Origin of the sequence: Solilutibacter pythonis (genome assembly GCF_003697345.1) — a bacterium.
Classification (GTDB): domain Bacteria; phylum Pseudomonadota; class Gammaproteobacteria; order Xanthomonadales; family Xanthomonadaceae; genus Solilutibacter; species Solilutibacter pythonis.
The window spans coordinates 30,954-48,006 of the sequence record NZ_RFLY01000009.1 but is presented as its reverse complement, the minus strand read 5'-3'; the positions used below and the strand labels follow the sequence as shown (position 1 = coordinate 48,006).

The 17,053-nt window shown below is 65.3% G+C and carries 14 protein-coding genes; 9 read left to right on the top strand and 5 right to left on the bottom strand.

Annotation, left to right across the window (positions count from 1 at the left end):
• Positions 1-383 precede the first annotated feature (383 nt).
• Complete coding sequence (locus EBB59_RS07770; RefSeq protein WP_122101584.1) at positions 384-1,808, bottom strand: nicotinate phosphoribosyltransferase; 1,425 nt, start codon at positions 1,806-1,808, stop codon at positions 384-386.
• A 185-nt stretch (positions 1,809-1,993) separates the two neighbouring features.
• Here EBB59_RS07770 and EBB59_RS07765 point away from each other — a divergent pair, with 185 nt between their 5' ends.
• Both EBB59_RS07765 and EBB59_RS14480 read left to right on the top strand, forming a co-directional pair.
• Positions 1,994-3,046 (top strand): transglutaminase family protein, encoded by a 1,053-nt coding sequence (locus EBB59_RS07765; RefSeq protein WP_122101583.1) that lies wholly within the window; start codon positions 1,994-1,996, stop codon positions 3,044-3,046.
• Positions 3,043-3,639 (top strand): RHS repeat-associated core domain-containing protein, encoded by a 597-nt coding sequence (locus tag EBB59_RS14480; protein WP_342769034.1) that lies wholly within the window; start codon positions 3,043-3,045, stop codon positions 3,637-3,639. Before EBB59_RS07765 ends, EBB59_RS14480 begins: the two co-directional genes overlap by 4 nt.
• 754 nt (positions 3,640-4,393) lie before the next feature.
• Here EBB59_RS14480 and glmS read toward each other — a convergent pair.
• Positions 4,394-6,226, bottom strand: a complete 1,833-nt coding sequence (gene glmS / locus EBB59_RS07755) for a glutamine--fructose-6-phosphate transaminase (isomerizing) (RefSeq protein WP_122101582.1) — start codon at positions 6,224-6,226, stop codon at positions 4,394-4,396.
• Positions 6,227-6,400: 174 nt separating this feature from the next.
• Here glmS and EBB59_RS07750 point away from each other — a divergent pair, with 174 nt between their 5' ends.
• The 6 genes from EBB59_RS07750 (at position 6,401) to EBB59_RS07725 (ending at position 13,744) form a co-directional block, all read left to right on the top strand.
• Positions 6,401-7,678: an efflux RND transporter periplasmic adaptor subunit gene (locus EBB59_RS07750; RefSeq protein WP_122101581.1), complete on the top strand. Its 1,278-nt coding sequence runs from the start codon at positions 6,401-6,403 to the stop codon at positions 7,676-7,678.
• Positions 7,679-7,728: 50 nt separating this feature from the next.
• On the top strand, positions 7,729-8,412 hold the full coding sequence (locus tag EBB59_RS07745) for an ABC transporter ATP-binding protein (RefSeq protein ID WP_122101580.1): 684 nt from the start codon (positions 7,729-7,731) through the stop codon (positions 8,410-8,412).
• 58 nt (positions 8,413-8,470) lie between these two features.
• Positions 8,471-9,772 carry an ABC transporter permease gene (locus tag EBB59_RS07740; RefSeq protein ID WP_122101579.1) on the top strand — a complete coding sequence of 434 codons (1,302 nt, stop codon included), beginning with the start codon at positions 8,471-8,473 and terminating at the stop codon, positions 9,770-9,772.
• Positions 9,773-9,779: 7 nt separating this feature from the next.
• Entirely contained in the window at positions 9,780-11,009 is a 1,230-nt protein-coding gene (locus EBB59_RS07735; protein WP_122101578.1) for an FtsX-like permease family protein, read from the top strand.
• Between the two features lie 88 nt (positions 11,010-11,097).
• Entirely contained in the window at positions 11,098-12,432 is a 1,335-nt protein-coding gene (locus EBB59_RS07730) for a sigma-54-dependent transcriptional regulator (protein WP_122101639.1), read from the top strand.
• Between the two features lie 70 nt (positions 12,433-12,502).
• Positions 12,503-13,744, top strand: a complete 1,242-nt coding sequence (locus tag EBB59_RS07725; RefSeq protein WP_425451815.1) for a sensor histidine kinase — start codon at positions 12,503-12,505, stop codon at positions 13,742-13,744.
• On the opposite strand, the gene EBB59_RS07720 is transcribed toward EBB59_RS07725, so the two are convergent.
• A complete protein-coding gene (locus tag EBB59_RS07720) occupies positions 13,741-14,271 on the bottom strand; it encodes an integrase core domain-containing protein (RefSeq protein ID WP_122101576.1) in 531 nt (176 codons plus the stop codon). The two genes, EBB59_RS07725 and EBB59_RS07720, sit on opposite strands and share 4 nt — an antisense overlap.
• A gap of 339 nt (positions 14,272-14,610) precedes the next feature.
• Complete coding sequence (glmU, locus tag EBB59_RS07715; RefSeq protein WP_122101575.1) at positions 14,611-15,984, bottom strand: bifunctional UDP-N-acetylglucosamine diphosphorylase/glucosamine-1-phosphate N-acetyltransferase GlmU; 1,374 nt, start codon at positions 15,982-15,984, stop codon at positions 14,611-14,613.
• Between the two features lie 115 nt (positions 15,985-16,099).
• On the opposite strand from glmU, the gene EBB59_RS07710 reads away from it, so the two are divergent.
• Positions 16,100-16,501: a GtrA family protein gene (locus tag EBB59_RS07710; RefSeq protein WP_122101574.1), complete on the top strand. Its 402-nt coding sequence runs from the start codon at positions 16,100-16,102 to the stop codon at positions 16,499-16,501.
• 126 nt (positions 16,502-16,627) lie between these two features.
• Here EBB59_RS07710 and EBB59_RS07705 read toward each other — a convergent pair whose 3' ends face one another.
• Positions 16,628-17,053, bottom strand: a complete 426-nt coding sequence (locus tag EBB59_RS07705) for a F0F1 ATP synthase subunit epsilon (protein WP_122101573.1) — start codon at positions 17,051-17,053, stop codon at positions 16,628-16,630.

The following is a 17,053-nucleotide window of genomic DNA, read 5'->3' as shown; positions in this document are numbered from 1 at the left end:
CTTCACCCGCGAGCGCGAGATCGACCGGTTGATCGCGGCGTTGCGGCGGCTGCGCGCGCACTGAGAGATTGGCACTTCCGCGGGCAACCTCCGGCTTTGGCGGGCCTGCCGCCAGCCCCCGATCCCCTGTCGTTGAAGCCCCCATCGCCTGCCAGGCTGCCGGGCGCGCCGACATCATCGGCATTGGGGCGGCCGACGACGCGGCCGCCAGAATCCGCACCCCCGTATCGCCGCGACAACGCCACGGGTCGGGCGATACGGTCGCTGGCCGCTTGGCGGGCTGGCCGCTTCGACCGGCCCACAGCGACATCGACATTACGCGACGGGCCGGGCGTCCAGTCGCGCGTACCATGGGCACCAACGGAAGCGGAAACAGGTAGCGCTCAGAGGCGGGCGGCGTCGGCGCGGGCGCGGATGTCGGCGAAAGTATCGTCGTGGACGATCTTTCCATCCTCCCAGACCGTCACCATCGCATCCTCGAAACCCAGGGGCTTCTCGACCTCGGCCAGCGATTCGGCCGCCGCCGGGACCGGCACCGTTCGGAAATTGCCGTACTCGCGGTGGTGCAGCAACGTCATGCGCCCGCGCTTGCTCTGCTTGCCCTTGTCGGTGACCGGGTCCTTGTAGACATCGATCCACTTCCCATCGACGCGGGCGGCCGAACACTTGAGCGCGAACTTCTGAGTATCCCGATCCAGCCGCTGCAACAGCGCGCCGCCCATGCCGAAAGCCACGTTGTCGGTCGCATAGCCGGCGCTGGTGATCCGCTCCAGGATGGCGCGAACGCTGGTGGGGTTGATGCCGTCTCCCTGGATCACCCGTACGTGATCGAGCACCTTGTAGCCCTTGCCGTTGACGCTGTGGCCGAAGGCTTCGTCCAGCAACTCCAGGCATTGATGGACCACCGCCACCGGATCGCCGGAGTCGGGACGGATGACGATGGTGGCGCCGGAATCGATCACTTCCTGGCGCAGCGTCCCGCCCCAGTGCGTCTTGATGGCGTGGTAGATGTCGTAACTGTCCGACACCACCGCCACGGTGGCGCCGGGCTTGGCGAAGTGGGTCAGCATGTTGCGGTAGGCCAGGACCTCGTTCTCCCGGCCCCAACTGGTGATGGTGCTGTGCTCGGCGGCCGGGATGGAATAACCCGCCATCGGCGCGTGGTAATGGGCCCTGGCCAGTTGCAGGCCGGACACCGTATCGGTACCCAGGAAGTTGACCAGGTGAGCCGCCCCGCCCAACGCCGCCGATTCCACGCTGGAAACGCCCCGGCTCCCGAAGTCGTGCAGCTTGAAGGGCAACTGGCCTTCCGGGTCGTCGCTGGTGCGTTCCAGAAACTGACGGAGGGTCTGCTTGGCGTGCCAACTGGTGGTCGCCACCGTCACCGGATACCAGATGCGCAGCAGCATGGTTTCCAGATAGGACGGCACCCAGAAGGCCCGAGGGTCCGTCGACTCGATAGTCATCAGCGCGTTGTGGGTCGGCACCACCGTCCCCTCGGGCACGGCGCGGATACGGATCGGCAACCGGCCGCCGTGACGATCGACGATATATCGCCACCCGGCCTCGTTGAAAGGCTCGCCGTGGGCGGCGAACAGATCACGCGCCTCGTCGACATCGGCATGGGTGACGGGCCTGGCCAGGTATTCCTTCAGAATGGCCTGTAGGCCGAAGAACACGGTGCGGTCGTAAGTGCCGCCTCGCGACTCCACGTAAAAGAAGGTGGCATCGGTGCCGGGCGGATACTGCAACCAGTGACTGGCCTTGTAGCTGTCGGTATTGAGAAGCGGATTGTTGAGGCATTGCATGACGGAAACTCCTTCGCGTCGAGTGAAGCCGGCGGTCTGTCCGCCGGCGGGACGGAAATGCACTCCCTCGTGGATTTCCAACCGAGAGCGCTAGAACCGGCAGTGCCTCAAGCGTGGAAGCCAGCGGTTGTCGCCATTGTCGTTGTCATCTAGGATGACCGTAGCTGACTTTGGGGAAAGTAGCGATGCGGTTTTGGCTGATCATACTGCTTTGCACCGGCCTTTCGGTGACGTGCCCGGATGCACTCGCGGCGAACACAGGCAAGCAGAGGGCGAATCAACCAATGCCGCCCAAGCCAGCGCAGGATCCCGCCCTTGGACCGATAAGGGCTCTCGTAGCAACACCCGAGAACCAGGTTGACCTGGCCCGGGCCAAGCTTGCCATCGATCAGTTCATCGACTCGACAATCGATGTGCCTGGCACGCTGCGGCGGCTCGATGCGCTGGCTGCCGGAGTCAAGGCGCGCTTTCCTGCGAACGCAAACGACGCGGTCAAGATGGAACTGCTATTGGCTTCCCTGGGCCAACCCGGTCCATGGAATGACTATCGTCCCTTCAGCTACGACCTCGATGACCCATCCGGCAAGATCATTCGGAACAAGCTGTTGTCCACCTATCTGGATACCCGCAAGGGTAATTGCGTGTCCATGCCGATCCTGCTGGTCATCCTAGGCCAGAAGCTCGACCTGAACCTGACACTGGCGACAGCGCCGCAGCACGTGCTGGCGAAGTTCCACAACCCTTACGACGGCAAGTGGGTCAATGTGGAAGCGACCAGCGGTGGCTTCAAGCTGGATAGCAGCTACCAGCACGACATGGGTATCACGCCGAGGGCAATGGCCAACGGCATCTATCTGCGGCCGTTGAGCAAACGCGAATCGCTCGGAGTGATGCTGAGCACCTTGATGGAATCCTACCGGGATAAGCGCAAATACACGAAACAAATCGAGGTAGCGGATATGGCGCTAAAGCTCGATCCGAAGGACACGGCGGCGATGCTGCAAAAAGGCAGCGCGCACTACCTGATCATGAAGACGAATTACATGGATCGATATCCATCGCAGGCAGCCATCCCGCCGGAGAAGCAAGCCGAGTTTGCAATCCTCGCCCGAGCCAATATCCTCTGGTTCCAGAAAGCCGAGGCACTGGGGTGGGCACAGCCGACGACAAGGCAAGACACGACGTACCAACAGGTCATTCAACGAACGAAAGAGGCCCAACAGGGAGCGCGACCATGACGATGAAACTGCTTGCCGCGACCATCACAGCATTGACAATGACCGTGGCAAGCCTGTCTGTTCAGGCCCGTTATCTACAATCCGATCCAATCGGATTGGCCGGCGGCGTCAACACGTACGCTTACGTTGCAGGAAACCCGGTCAATTACACCGACCCCTGGGGGTTGGATCGTCAAATCATCTTTTGGAATCCACTTCCCAACCCAGGGTCCATGTTTGGACACGTTTCCTCAGTAGGGGGCGACGGGAGAAACTTCTCATTCGGCACCGGCGGATGGGATACGAGATACCCCATGGCGAATGCCTACATCCAACGTCAAACGCAGGGAGTTGGCCGAAGTGGAATGGGATTGATGGTTGAAATGACGCCAAAACAGGACGCCAGGTTTGATGCTTGCATGCAGGGCGAAAAAGACAAGCCAACAATGGGTGACTACAACTTTGCAACCAATAACTGCACGACCGCAGCACAGGGCTGCCTCCTCCGGGCAGGGATACCCATCCCGATGTCCATGAGCCCAGCACGATTCCGTGAAGCCCTGTTCAACGCGGGCGTAGTCAAGTCAGTCATTTGGCACAGGGCGAATCCGTAAAAAATGACATTCCCAAGATTGACGACCATAACCCTGACACTGATACTTCTATTCACATGGAGCGCCCTGTCCTCCCTTAGCTATACGGCCACCCCTCCGGTCGAGACAAAACTTTATCCGACCCCCACATCAAAGACCGCCATCGCACGAATCCCCCCGGAATCCGAAATTCAGATCATTGAATGTTTCGACACGGGTAGCGACTTATTTTATCTGGCAAGAACGAAGCACGGCCTCGAAGGATATGTTTTCGATCTGAAAATGGACTACCAGACTCATTGGCGCGGCATAAGGCTGAAACGATTGTTCAGCAACCCGCTTGCCACCGCATCGTGTTTTACCATGACCAGGTATTGGGATGTGCGTTAACGCACTGAAATGATACGAGCGACTCCCATGCAGAGCAGATGCCGCGAGCTCGGCTCTATCGCTCCAGCTCATCGGTATCGCCTCGCAGCCAGGGTCGCAGCGTATGTTTCCCGCCAATTAATGCGTCCATGGCGTATCCGCCACGCCAGGTTCAACCCAAGCCGGCACCGGCAGCACACCCGCTTGTGTATCCAGAGACGTGCCTCCAGCCACACCGCTGGAAGCACTTCCAGCCCTCCCGACATCAAATCCGCTTGGGCTTGTCATTCCCTTGCTCAAACGCGCAAACCCGCACCCACTCGACCAGCTTATTTCGGCCTCCACCCGTAACCGGGACAAACCCTTCATCCCCCGCAGTCGGGCGGCATCGCCGCCGCCCGGGCGGTCATTCCACCGTCACCGATTTCGCCAGGTTGCGCGGCTTGTCCACGTCGGTGCCGCGCGCCAGGGCGGCGTGGTAGGCCAAGAGCTGCACCGGGATCGATTGCACGATGGGCGAAAGCGCGCCGACCTGGCGCGGGGTGCGGATGACGTGCACGCCATCGGATTCGCCGAAGTGGCTGTCGTCGTCGGTGAACACGAACATCTCGCCGCCGCGCGCGCGCACTTCCTCGATGTTGGACTTCACTTTTTCCAGCAGGCGGTCGCTGGGCGCGATCACCACCACCGGCATGTCCTTGTCCACCAGCGCCAGCGGGCCATGCTTCAGCTCGCCGGCCGGATAGGCTTCGGCGTGGATGTAGCTGATTTCCTTCAGCTTCAACGCGCCTTCCAGCGCAATCGGGTAATGCACGCCGCGGCCCAGGAACAGCGCGTGCTGCTTCGGGGCGAATTTCTCGCTCCATGCCTTGATCTGCGGTTCCAGGTTGAGCGCATGCTGCACGCTGCCGGGCAGGTGGTGCAGCGCTTCGATCGCTTCCGCCTCGCGGGCCGCCTCCAGCCGTCCGCGCAGTTTCGCCAGCGTGCCGGCCAACACGAACAAGGCCACCAGCTGGGTGGTGAACGCTTTGGTCGAGGCCACGCCGATCTCCGCCCCGGCGCGGGTGTGGAACACCAAACGGCTGGCGCGCGGGATGGCGCTCTCGGGCACGTTGCAGATCGAAAGGGTTTTGCCCTGGCCCAGCGATTTGGCGTATTTCAGCGCCTCCATGGTGTCGAGCGTCTCGCCCGACTGCGAAATGGTGACGATCAACTGCTTCGGGTTCGCCACCACCTCGCGATAGCGGTATTCGCTGGCGATGTCCACCGCGCACGGGATGCCGGCCATCGCCTCGATCCAGTATTTCGCCACCGACCCGGCATAGAAGCTGGTGCCGCAGGCGAGGATCTGCACGGACTCGACATCGGCCAGCACCGCCGCCGCCTCGTCGCCGAAAAGCTGTGCGTCGAACGCGCCGAGATCGGCCACGCCCTCGATGGTGTCGGCCAGCGCGCGCGGCTGTTCGTGGATTTCCTTCTGCATGAAGTGGCTGTACGGGCCAAGTTCCAACGAAGCCAGCGAGACGTCGGACAGGTGCGCCTCGCGCTGGACTTCGGCATCGTCCACGCCGAACACGGTGACGCCGTCGAGCCGCACCTCGGCGGTGTCGCCTTCCTCCAGGAAGACCACCCGGCGAGTGGCCTGGATGATCGCCGAGACGTCCGAGGCGACGAAATTCTCGCCCTCGCCCAGCCCGATCAACAGCGGGCAGCCCATGCGCGCGGCGACCAGGCGGGAAGGGTCGCGCTTGTCGATCACCGCGATGGCGTAAGCGCCTTCGAGTTCCTTCACCGCCTGCTGCACGGCGGCGAGCAGCGATTTTCCCGTCCGCCGGTAGTGATGGATGAGGTGGGCAATCACCTCGGTATCGGTCTGCGAGGTGAATTCGTAACCGAGCGCGCGCAGCCGTTCGCGCTGCGCCTCGTGGTTCTCGATGATGCCGTTGTGCACCAGCGCCAGCTCGCCGTGACTGACCATCGGATGCGCGTTGGATTCGGTCACGCCGCCATGCGTGGCCCAGCGGGTGTGGCCGATGCCGAGACCGGCATCGAAGCCCTCGGCGAGCGCGGCGGCTTCCATTTCGGCGACGCGGCCGGTGCGGCGCACGCGGCGGATGCTTTCATCGGCCATCACGGCGATGCCGGAAGAATCGTAGCCGCGGTACTCCAGCCGCTTCAGCCCTTCGACCAGTACGGGGACCACATCACGCTGGGCGATGGCGCCGACGATTCCGCACATGGGACAACTCCTTTTCCAAGAGAGGCGATTTTAACCGGACACGGCGGTGTCCGGCGGACGTCCGTCAGGGTGAACGGACGCTCCACTTCACAAAAATTCACTTGTTAATCAACAATTTGAAGTTGGCACGCGATTTGCAATAAGTGGATATCCCTTCCCGCCACTCGAATCCGCATGAGCATCCGCGACACCTCCGCGCAAGACACCCGCCTCGGTTCCGGCCCACAGCGAAAGGCGCGCCAGAAACGCGTGATCCTGGTCGCCGCGGCCGCCGCCGCGTTCGTGGCGCTGGCCGGCTGGATCGGCGCGGGCTGGCTCTCCGGCGGCCGCTCGGTGGACGCCGCGCGCGTGCGCATCGCGCAAGTGAAGCGGGGCGACTTGGTGCGCGACATCGCGGCCGAGGGCCGGGTCATCGCTTCCAACAGCCCGAGTCTGTACGCGATCGGCGGCGGCACGGTCACGCTGAAGGTGGTGGCCGGCGACGCGGTGAAGCGGGGCGAGGTGCTGGCCGAGATCGACAGCCCGGAGCTGTTGAGCCGGCTCGCGCAGGAGCAGGCCACGCTGGCCAGCCTGGCAGGCGAGGCCAGCCGCGCGGCGGTGGATGCCCGCCTGGCGCGCTCCAACGCCCGCAAACTGCTGGATCAGGCGCGCGTGGAACAGATCGCCGCCACCCGCGAGATGCAGCGCTACCAGCGCGGTTTCGAAGGCGGCGCGGTGGCGCAAGTGGATTTCGCCCGCGCGCAGGACTCGGTGCAGAAAGCCGATATCGGCCTCAGCCACGCCCGCCAGGATGCCGGCCTGCAAGGCGCGGCCGCCGGCCTGGACGCACGCAACAAGATGGCGCTGGCCAGCCGCCAGCGCGCCGTGGTGGAAGAACTGCGGCGACAAGTGGACGCGCTCGCCATCCGCGCGCCGTTCGATGGGCAGGTCGGGCAGGTCTTCGTGACCCAGCGCCAGAACGTGCTGGCGAACGCGCCGGTGCTGAGCGTCATCGACCTGACCCGGTTCGAAGTGGAAATCAAGGTGCCCGAGAGCTTCGCCCGCGATCTCGGCATCGGCATGCCGGCGCAACTCACCGGCAACAACCAGCGCTACCCCGCCACCGTCTCCGCGGTATCGCCCGAGGTGGTGAACGGCGAAGTGAGCGCGCGGCTTCGCTTCGACGAAGGCGCGCAGCCACCGGTTCTCCGCCAGAACCAGCGGCTGTCCGCGCGCATCCTGCTCGACACCCGGAAAAACGTGCTGATGGTCGAACGCGGGCCGTTCGTGGAACAGGGCGGCGGCCGCAACGCCTGGGTGATGGACGGCAACGTCGCCAGTAAGCGCGAGATCGAGACCGGCGCGCAAAGCCTGGACGCTGTGGAGATCGTCTCCGGCCTGAAAGCGGGCGAGCGCGTGGTGGTCTCCGGCGCCGACGGCTTCGGCGATGCCGAGAAAGTCCGCATCAACTAACGCATCCCCTTCCCTTCGAATCCTCCCGCCCCGCCACCAAGGAAACCCGCATGCTCTCCATGAAACAAATCACCAAGGTCTACCGCACCGAGCTGGTGGAAACCCACGCGCTGCGCGCGCTCGACCTGCACGTCAAGGAGGGCGAGTTCGTCGCTGTCACCGGGCCTTCGGGCTCGGGCAAGACCACCTTCCTCAACATCGCCGGGCTGCTGGAGGAATTCACCGGCGGCGAATACGTGCTCGACGGCGAGAACGTGCGCGGGCTCTCCGACGATGCGCGCTCCCGGCTCCGCAACCGCAAGATCGGCTTCATCTTCCAGAGCTTCAACCTGATCCCCGACCTCAACCTGTTCGACAACGTGGACGTGCCGCTGCGCTATCGCGGCATGGGCGGCAAGGAGCGCAGGGAACGCATCGAAAAGGCATTGAGCGATGTCGGCCTGGCCTCGCGCATGAAGCACTATCCGGCCGAGCTCTCCGGCGGTCAGCAACAACGCGCGGCGATCGCACGCGCCCTGGCGGGCGAACCGCGCCTGCTGCTGGCCGACGAACCCACCGGCAACCTGGATTCGCAGATGGCGCGCGGGGTGATGGAACTGCTGGAGGACATCAACGGCCGCGGCACCACCATCGTGATGGTGACGCACGACCCGGAACTGGCCGCGCGCGCGCAACGCAACGTGCACATCGTGGACGGCATCGCCACCGACCTGCACGCGGAAAAAGCCGCGTGACGCCAGCACGCCCTTCCGCATCGGGGAAGGGCGAGGTCAACACCGCAGGGGAAATCTCATGTTCGGCTATTACCTCAAGCTCGCCCTGAAGAGCCTGAAACGCAACAAGGCGTTGACCGTGCTGATGGTGCTGACCATCGCCGTCGGCATCGGCGCCACCATGACCACGCTCACCGTGTTCCGCACGCTCGCGGGCGATCCTATCCCGGACAAGAGCGAGCGGCTGTTTCGCGTACAACTGGACATGTATCCGGGTACGGCGAAGAAAACCAACAGCGAACCGCCGGCCGACCTCAGCCGCTACGATGCCGAGACCCTGCTGGCCGCCAGGCGCGCCAAGGCGCAGGCCATCACCGTGGCGAGCACGATCGTGATCGAAGCCGGCGCCGCCGCTCAGCCCTTCATCGCCACCGCGCGCAATGCCTCGGCGGATTTCTTTCCGATGTTCCAAGTACCGATGAAACACGGCAAACCCTGGAGCCGCGCCGACGACGACGCGCGCGCGCGGGTGGCCGTCATCACCCCGGAGCTCAACGACAAGCTGTTCGGTGGCGCCGACGCCACCGGCAAGACGGTGAGGCTGGAAGACACGGAGTTCCGCATCGTCGGGGTGATGGATGAATGGCGACCCACGCCGAGGTTCTACGACAACAACGCCAGCACCTTCGGCAAGACCGAAATGGTTTTTGTCCCCTACGCCACCGCCCGCGAGCTGGAGTGGGGCAACAGTGGCAGCATGAACTGCTTCAGCGCCAGCCGCCAAGGCAAGGACACCGACCTCAATCAGCCTTGCGTCTGGCTCCAATACTGGGTGGAACTGGAATCCCCCGCGCGGGCGGCTGAATTCAAGCGCTATCTGGAAAACTATTCCGGGCAGCAGAAGGCCGCCGGGCGCTTCGCGCGGCCGCCGAACGTACGCCTGCGCAACGTGATGGCGTGGCTGGATTTCACCAAGGCGGTGCCTTCCGACGTCAAGCTGCAACTGTGGTTGTCGCTGGGCTTTCTCATCGTCTGCCTGGTCAACGTGGTTGGCCTCCTGTTGGCCAAGTTCCTGCGCCGCAGCGGCGAGATCGGCGTGCGCCGCGCGCTGGGGGCGAGCCGCGGGCAGATCTTCATGCAGTTGTTGATCGAGGCCGCCTTGGTCGGCCTGGCCGGCGGCGTGGCCGGCCTCGCACTGGCCTTCCTCGGCCTGTGGGGGGTGCGCCAGCAGCCGGCGCAATACGCCGAACTGGCATCGATGAACCTGCCGATGCTCGCCTCCACCTTCGCAGTCGCGCTCCTCGCCAGCCTGCTCGCCGGCGCGCTGCCGGCCTGGCGGGCGATGCGCATCGCCCCCGCCATCCAGCTCAAGACGCAGTGAGGACGCCATGAAACATTTCCGCCCCATCCTCTCCGCGCTTTCCCGCCACAAATCGGCGGTGGCCATCCTGCTCGCGGAAGTGGCGCTGACCTGCGCCATCCTCTGCAATGCCCTGTTCCTCATCGATCGCCGCATCGATGCGGTGAGCGTGCGCTCTGGCGTGGACGAGGCCCACCTGCTGCACATCAGCTTGTCGGGCATCGGCCGCCAGGACAATGCGATGGCGCAGACTCGCGCCGACCTGGCCGCCCTCCGCGCGTTGCCGGGCGTCGCCAACGCCAGCCTCGTATCGCAATTGCCGCTGGTCAACAGTTCGTGGAACAGCGGCATCTCGACCAAGCCCGGCGCCGAAGGCCAGATGCTCAACGCCACCATGTACATGGGCGAGGCAGCGATGCTCGACACCTTCGGCCTGAAACTGACGGCCGGGCGCATGTTCGCCCCGGACGAGTTCGTGGACATCCCCGACGAATCCGCCTTCAACACCCATCCGCCCAAAGTCGCCATCGTCACCCGCACCATGGCGGAGAAGCTCTACCCTGGAGAAAGCGCGCTGGGCAAGCCGTTCTACATCGGCGAGGAAGCGACCACCATCATCGGCATCGTCGATTCGCTGCTGCGCCCCAGCAGTACCCAATGGTCGCCCGAGCAAGCGCAATATTCGATGTTGCTGCCGATGAATCTCCCCTACACGCTGGCGCATCGCTACCTCATCCGCACCCGGCCGGACGCGAACCCGCGGGAGGTGCTGAAAGCCGCCGTCGCCGAAATCAAGAAGCAGAACCCGCGCCGGGTGATTCTCGACCAACAGACCTTTGGCGAAATCCGCAAGAACTTCTTCGCCCAGGACAAGGCGATGGTCTGGCTGCTCGCCATCGTCTCGATCATTCTGCTCGCGGTGACGGCCTTCGGCATCGTCGGGCTGGCCAGCTTCTGGGTGCAGCAGCGCGCCCGGCAGATCGGCGTGCGCCGCGCGCTGGGCGCCACCCGCGGCGACATCCTGCGCTATTTCCAAACCGAGAATCTCCTCCTGGCCAGCGTCGGCATCGCACTGGGGATGCTGCTGGCCTACGGCGTCAACCAGTGGCTGATGTCCAAGTACGAACTGCCACGCCTGCCACTGCAATACCTGCCCATCGGCGCGCTGCTGCTGTGGGCGCTCGGCCAGTTGGCGGTGTTGTGGCCGGCGTTGCGCGCGGCGTCGATTCCGCCGGCCACGGCGACGCGCAGCGTTTGAGCCCGCGCATGCCCATTCCCCATGAGAGAGAAGCCGTCGCGGCCGACTTCGCTCCTACAATGTCATCCGGGTTTTCTTGCTGAACGCCATGCCGACCGTCCTCGTCATCGACGACAACCCCTCCGTCGCCACCGCGCTGGAACTCCTGTTCTCACTGCACGGCATCGACACCGTGGCGGCGGCCAGCCCCGGCGAGGGCCTGGCGCGGCTCGAACGCGGCGACATCGACCTGGTGATCGCCGACATGAACTTCGAGGCCGACACCACCAGCGGCGACGAAGGCGTGGTGCTGTTCAACGACATCCGCGCGACCTGGCCCGACATGCCGGTGATTCTGTTGACCGCCTGGACCCAGCTCGAACGCGCGGTGGAACTGGTCAAGGCCGGCGCGGCGGATTATCTCGGCAAACCCTGGGATGACAGCAAACTGCTCACCAGCGTGCGCAACCTGCTGGAGCTTTCCGAAGTTCAGCGCACGCTCTCGGCCAACACCCGGCAAACGCGCAAACGCCGCGAGGCACTGGCCGACAGGCACGACCTGCGCGGCGTCGTCTATGCCGACGACGCCAGCGAGCGCGTGCTCGCCCTCGCCTGCCAGATCGCCGCCTCGCCCTTGCCGGTGCTGGTGACGGGGCCAAACGGCAGCGGCAAGGAAAAGATCGCCGAAATCCTCCATGCCAATTCGCAGGTGGCGCGCGGGCCGTTCGTCGCACTCAACTGCGGCGCATTGCCGGCCGAATTGATCGAAGCCGAACTGTTCGGCGCCGAAGCCGGCGCCTACACCGGCGCCAACCGCGCCCGCGAAGGCAAGTTCGAGGCCGCCGACGGCGGCACGCTGTTCCTCGACGAAATCGGCACCCTGCCGCCCGCCGGGCAGGCCAAGCTGCTGCGCGTGCTGGAAACCGGCCGCTTTTCGCGCCTGGGCAGCAACCGCGAGAAAACGGCGACGGTACGGGTGGTCTCCGCCACCAATGCCGACCTCCCGGCCATGATCGAACGCGGCGAGTTTCGCGAGGACTTGTTCTACCGCTTGAACGCCATCGAGCTGCGCCTGCCGCCCCTGGCCGAGCGCCGCGAGGACATCCTGCCCCTGGCCCGGCACTTCCTGGGCGACGACAAGCGCCTCTCCCCGGAGGCCGAACGCACCTTGCTGACGCACACCTGGCCGGGCAACGTGCGCGAACTGCGCAACGTCGTCCAACGCGCGGCGCTGCTTTCCAGACACGAATGGATCGAGGCGGAAGCACTCGGATTGCAGCCAGGCGAAACCCGCGAATCCGCGCATCACGAGCCGACCACCGCGGAAATCGAAGGCGCGCTGCGCCGCCACCGCGGCATCATCGCGCAGGCGGCGGCGGAGCTGGGCCTCTCGCGGCAGGCGCTGTACCGGCGCATGGATCGGCTGGGAATCGGGCGGGAATGAACGCGTCATGCTGAGCCGCATCGCCTTCCGGCACCGCATCGCCGGTCTGGCGGCGCTGTACGCGCTGGCGATGCTCGGCGTGGCCGGCGGCGTGCTCCACCAGGGCGGCGGCACATGGCTGGCGCTGGGCGCGGCGGCGGCGCTGATCCCGGCCATGTGGCTGCACGTCCTGTACCTGCAAGCCAGGGTGCAATCGATGTACCGCGCGCTGGCCGGCACCGTGGACAGTTATCGCGATGGTGATTTCAGTTTCTCGCTGGCCTGGCGTTGGCGCGACGAGCTGGCCGAACTGGTCGCCGCGCACAACCGCCTGGGCGAGACCCTGCGCGAGCAGCGTATCGCACTGGTGCAACGCGAACTGTTGCTCGACACCATCGTCCAGAACACCCCGGTGGCGATGACCCTGGTGGACAACGCCAGCCGCGTGGTACTGGGCAATCTGGCCGCGCGCAAATTGCTGGGCGACGGCCATCGCATCGAGGGAAGGGAATTCGCCGCCCTGCTCGATACCGCGCCGGATGCCCTGCGGCTGGCCTTCCAACGTGGCGGCGATGCGATCTTCGGCATCGGCAGCGACGACGACGAGGACATCTATCACCTCTCCCGCCGGCATTTCCGCCTCAACGGTCGCCGCCACGAACTGGTGCTGCTGCGCCAGCTCACCGCCGAGCTGCGCCGGCAGGAAGTGCAGACCTGGAAGAAGGTGATCCGCGTCATCAGCCACGAATTGAACAACTCGCTGGCGCCAATCGCCTCGCTCGCGCATTCCGGCGGCGAGCTGCTGCGGCGCCGTCAATACGAGAGGCTTCCACTGGCGCTCGCCACCATCGAAGAGCGTGCCCGCCACCTGGAAGCGTTCATCCGCGACTACGCTCGTTTCGCCAAACTGCCCGCGCCGCGTCTGCGATCCAACCTGTGGTCGCTGTTTCTCGTGCCGCTGAAAAGCCAGGTGGCTTTCGCCTGGGATGGAACCCATGGCGATGCCGGCTTCCGCGCCGACCCCGCGCAACTGGAGCAGGCCCTGCTCAACGTGCTTAAAAACGCGCACGAAGCCGGCGGCGACGGCAACGAAGTGCGGCTGCAACTACGCCGCCAACCGAAGGGGTGGCGCATCGACGTACTCGACCGCGGCAACGGCATGAGCGAAGCGGTGCTGGGACAGGCGCTATTGCCGTTCTACTCCACCAAACGCCACGGCACCGGCCTTGGCATGGCGCTGACCCGCGAGATCATCGAGGCCCACGGCGGGCATATCGCGCTGGCCAACCGCGAAGGCGGCGGCCTGTGCGTCAGCCTCTCGCTGCCGGACTAGCCGAGAAAACCCACCAGGTTGTTCACCGGGATACGGAAGATAGTCGGCTTGTGGCCCAGGCTGGCGTGAGGCCGGCGCCAATCGTACTGGTGCAGCCAGTGCACGAAGGCGTCGGCACGGTGATCGGACATTGCATGGGATCGGGCATGGGCCCATTCACGCGGACGCGTTCGCACCAGGCGTTCGGCCTTGCCATTGATACGTGGCGTGTGGGGGCACGTGCGTGGATGGCGGATGCGAAGCCGACGGACGACACGGCGGAAGAGCCGTGAGCGGTAACAGGCACCGCTGTCGGCGAGAACACGTTCGAAGCGCACGCCCAGCCTGCGGGCCTGTAGCAGTGCCCGGCAGGCGCTGATGCCACACGCGTCCAGTTCGATGGAGCCGAACGCCACGCGCAAGTGATCACCGATCGCCAGGTACACATACTCCCAGCCGATGCCATCGGAGTTGATCCGGCGATTGTCGGTGACACGATGGCCGGGTCGCTGGAAGCGGGCGAGCTTCTTGATGTTCAGATACGGCAATTGGCTGGGTGCCGCGTACTCGTGGCGATTTCAGGTGAAGCCGGTTCCAGAGATGCCGGGCACCCATCCGACGGCCGGCTCAGTCTGGCACCACGCGGCGAAGCGCCACCATGGCCGCGCCTCGCCGCCCCTCATTCGAAGATCGGCAGGGATGCATGGGTCGCGGCCGGGCTATGGCGCTCAACACTCGCCCGGCACACGGCGTCTTATACCGCGTCCCAACGGGTCATCGAACGTTACGCCACAGATCGATGCCGGATCACCGCCATCGACGGGCCGGCATTCGGTGCTTCGATGGATCGCTAAGCGCACGCGGATACCCGCGCGCGCAAGCCGGCTTCACGCCGGTTTCTTCACCGGGCGTCGCCAACCTTCCAACGTCTGCTGGCGCGCCCGGCCGACGCTCAGCTCGCCCTCCGGCGCATCCCGGGTGATGACCGAACCCGCACCGATGGTGGCCCGCTTGCCGATGGCGAGCGGCGCGACCAGTGACGAGTTCGAGCCGATGAAAGCGCCATCGCCGATGCGGGTCTTCGCCTTGTTCACGCCGTCGTAGTTGCAGGTGATGGTGCCCGCGCCGATGTTCACCGTCGCGCCGATCTCGGCATCGCCGATGTAGCTCAAGTGATTGGCCTTGCTGCCGACGCCGAACACCGAGGCCTTGATTTCGACGAAATTGCCGATGCGCGCGCCATCGGCCAGCACCGTGCCCGGGCGAAGCCGCGCATACGGGCCAATCTGCACCGCGCCCTCGGTGCGCACGCCCTCCAGGTCGCAATGCGCGCGCACCTCGGTGCCGGGGCCGAGCGTCACGTCCTTCAGCCGGCAGAATGGGCCGACTTTGACGCCCTCGCCCAACACCACCTCGCCCTCGAAAATCACATCGACATCCACTTCCACATCGCCCTCGGCGCGCACCCTGCCGCGCACATCCACCCGGGCGGTATCGGCGCAGCGCACGCCCTGCGCGCACAACGCCTTGACCGCGCGCCGCTGGAAAGCGCGTTCGAGCTGGGCAAGCTGCCAGGGATCGTTGGCACCCTCGGTTTCCATCGGGTCGGCGACGTGCACCATCTCGGCGGCGGTATATTCGCGCGCGGCCCGGACGAATACGTCGGTCAGGTAGTACTCGCCCTGCGCGTTGTCGTTGGAGAGATGCGCCAGCCAATTGCGCAGCGCATTGCCATCGGCAGCGAGGATGCCGGTGTTGATGGTCTGGATGCGCTTCTGCTCGGCGCTGGCGTCTTTCTCCTCCACGATGGCCCCGACGTTGCCCTGCGAATCGCGGACGATGCGACCATAGCCGGTCGGGTCGTCGAGATCGGCCACCAGCACGGCGAGCCGCGCCTCCTTCGCCAGCAGCTTACGCAGGGTATCGGCGGCGGTCAGCGGCACGTCGCCATAGAGCACCAGCACGCGCGCGCCATCCGGAATCTGCTCGATGACCTGCTGCACGGCGTGTCCGGTGCCGAGGCGCTCGCGCTGTTCGGCCCATTGCAGATCGGGCTGGTCGCCGAAGGCATCCAGCACCTGTTCGCCGCCGTGGCCGTAAACGATGTGGATGCCGGCCGGCGCCAGGCCGCGCGCGGCATCGACGACGTGCGCCAGCATCGGCCGGGCGGCGATCTTTTGCAGCACTTTCGGCGTGCGGGACTTCATGCGCTTGCCCTCGCCGGCGGCGAGGATCACGACATGCAACGGGGCATCGGTCATGGACGGCTCCTGATTCGTGACAATATTCTAACGACCACGCGGTGGCGCATTGCTACGATGCGCCACCGATTCCCCCGTGCCGCCTCATGCCCTTCCACCGCCTGGAACGCCTCCCATGAGCCTGCGCCGACACGCAGGCGGTTATCTGCTAGTCGGCGGCATCCAGTGGCTCCTGGACTGGGGGGTGATGGTGCTGCTCAGCCATCTCTGGCTATCGGTGGCGCACGCCAACATCGCCGGCCGCATCAGCGGTGCGCTGCTGGGTTACTGGCTCAACGGACGCTACACGTTCGCCGACGGGGATACCGAGATCGGGCGCGTGCAGTTCGCGCGCTTCCTGGCGATGTGGATCGGCACCACGTTCGTCAGCACCTGGGCGGTGACGCGGGTGGACGACTATTTCGGCATCGCCTGGGCGTGGCTGGCCAAGCCGGTGGTCGAAATCGCGCTGGGCGTGGCCGGCTTCGTGCTTTCACGTCACTGGATATACAAGCGCAAGCCACCGGCAGGCGCCTAGCGCCGGGGGAAAACGCCGCCTTCCGCCACCTTGGCCGACAAATCCGCCAGGCGACGGCGACGCGACGGGCACACGACGGAAAAGCGGCGGATGATCCGCCGCTTTCCATCCCGCGAACGCGGAAAATCAGTGCTTAAGGTTCTTGCGCAGGCGCTCCAGCGCGGCAAGCTGGGCCGTGACCTCGGCCAGCCGCTTCTGCGCCTCGGCCACTTCCATCGCCTCGCCACGGTTGGCCAGGATGCGCTCGGCCTCTTCCTTGGCGGCGCGCACGGCCGCTTCGTCGATGTCATCGGCGCGCACGGCGGTGTCCGCCAGCACGGTGACGACTTCAGGCTGCACTTCCAGGATGCCGCCGGAGATGGCGAAGTCGAGTTGCTCGCCGGCCGGCGTGGTCACGACGACCTTGCCGGGCTTGAGGCGGGTGATCAGCGGTGCGTGCCTGGGCGCGATGCCCAGCTCGCCCACTTCGCCGGTGGCGACGACCATCGTGGCCTCGCCACTGAATATCTCGGCCTCGGCGCTGACGATGTCGCAACGGAGGGTGTTAGCCAT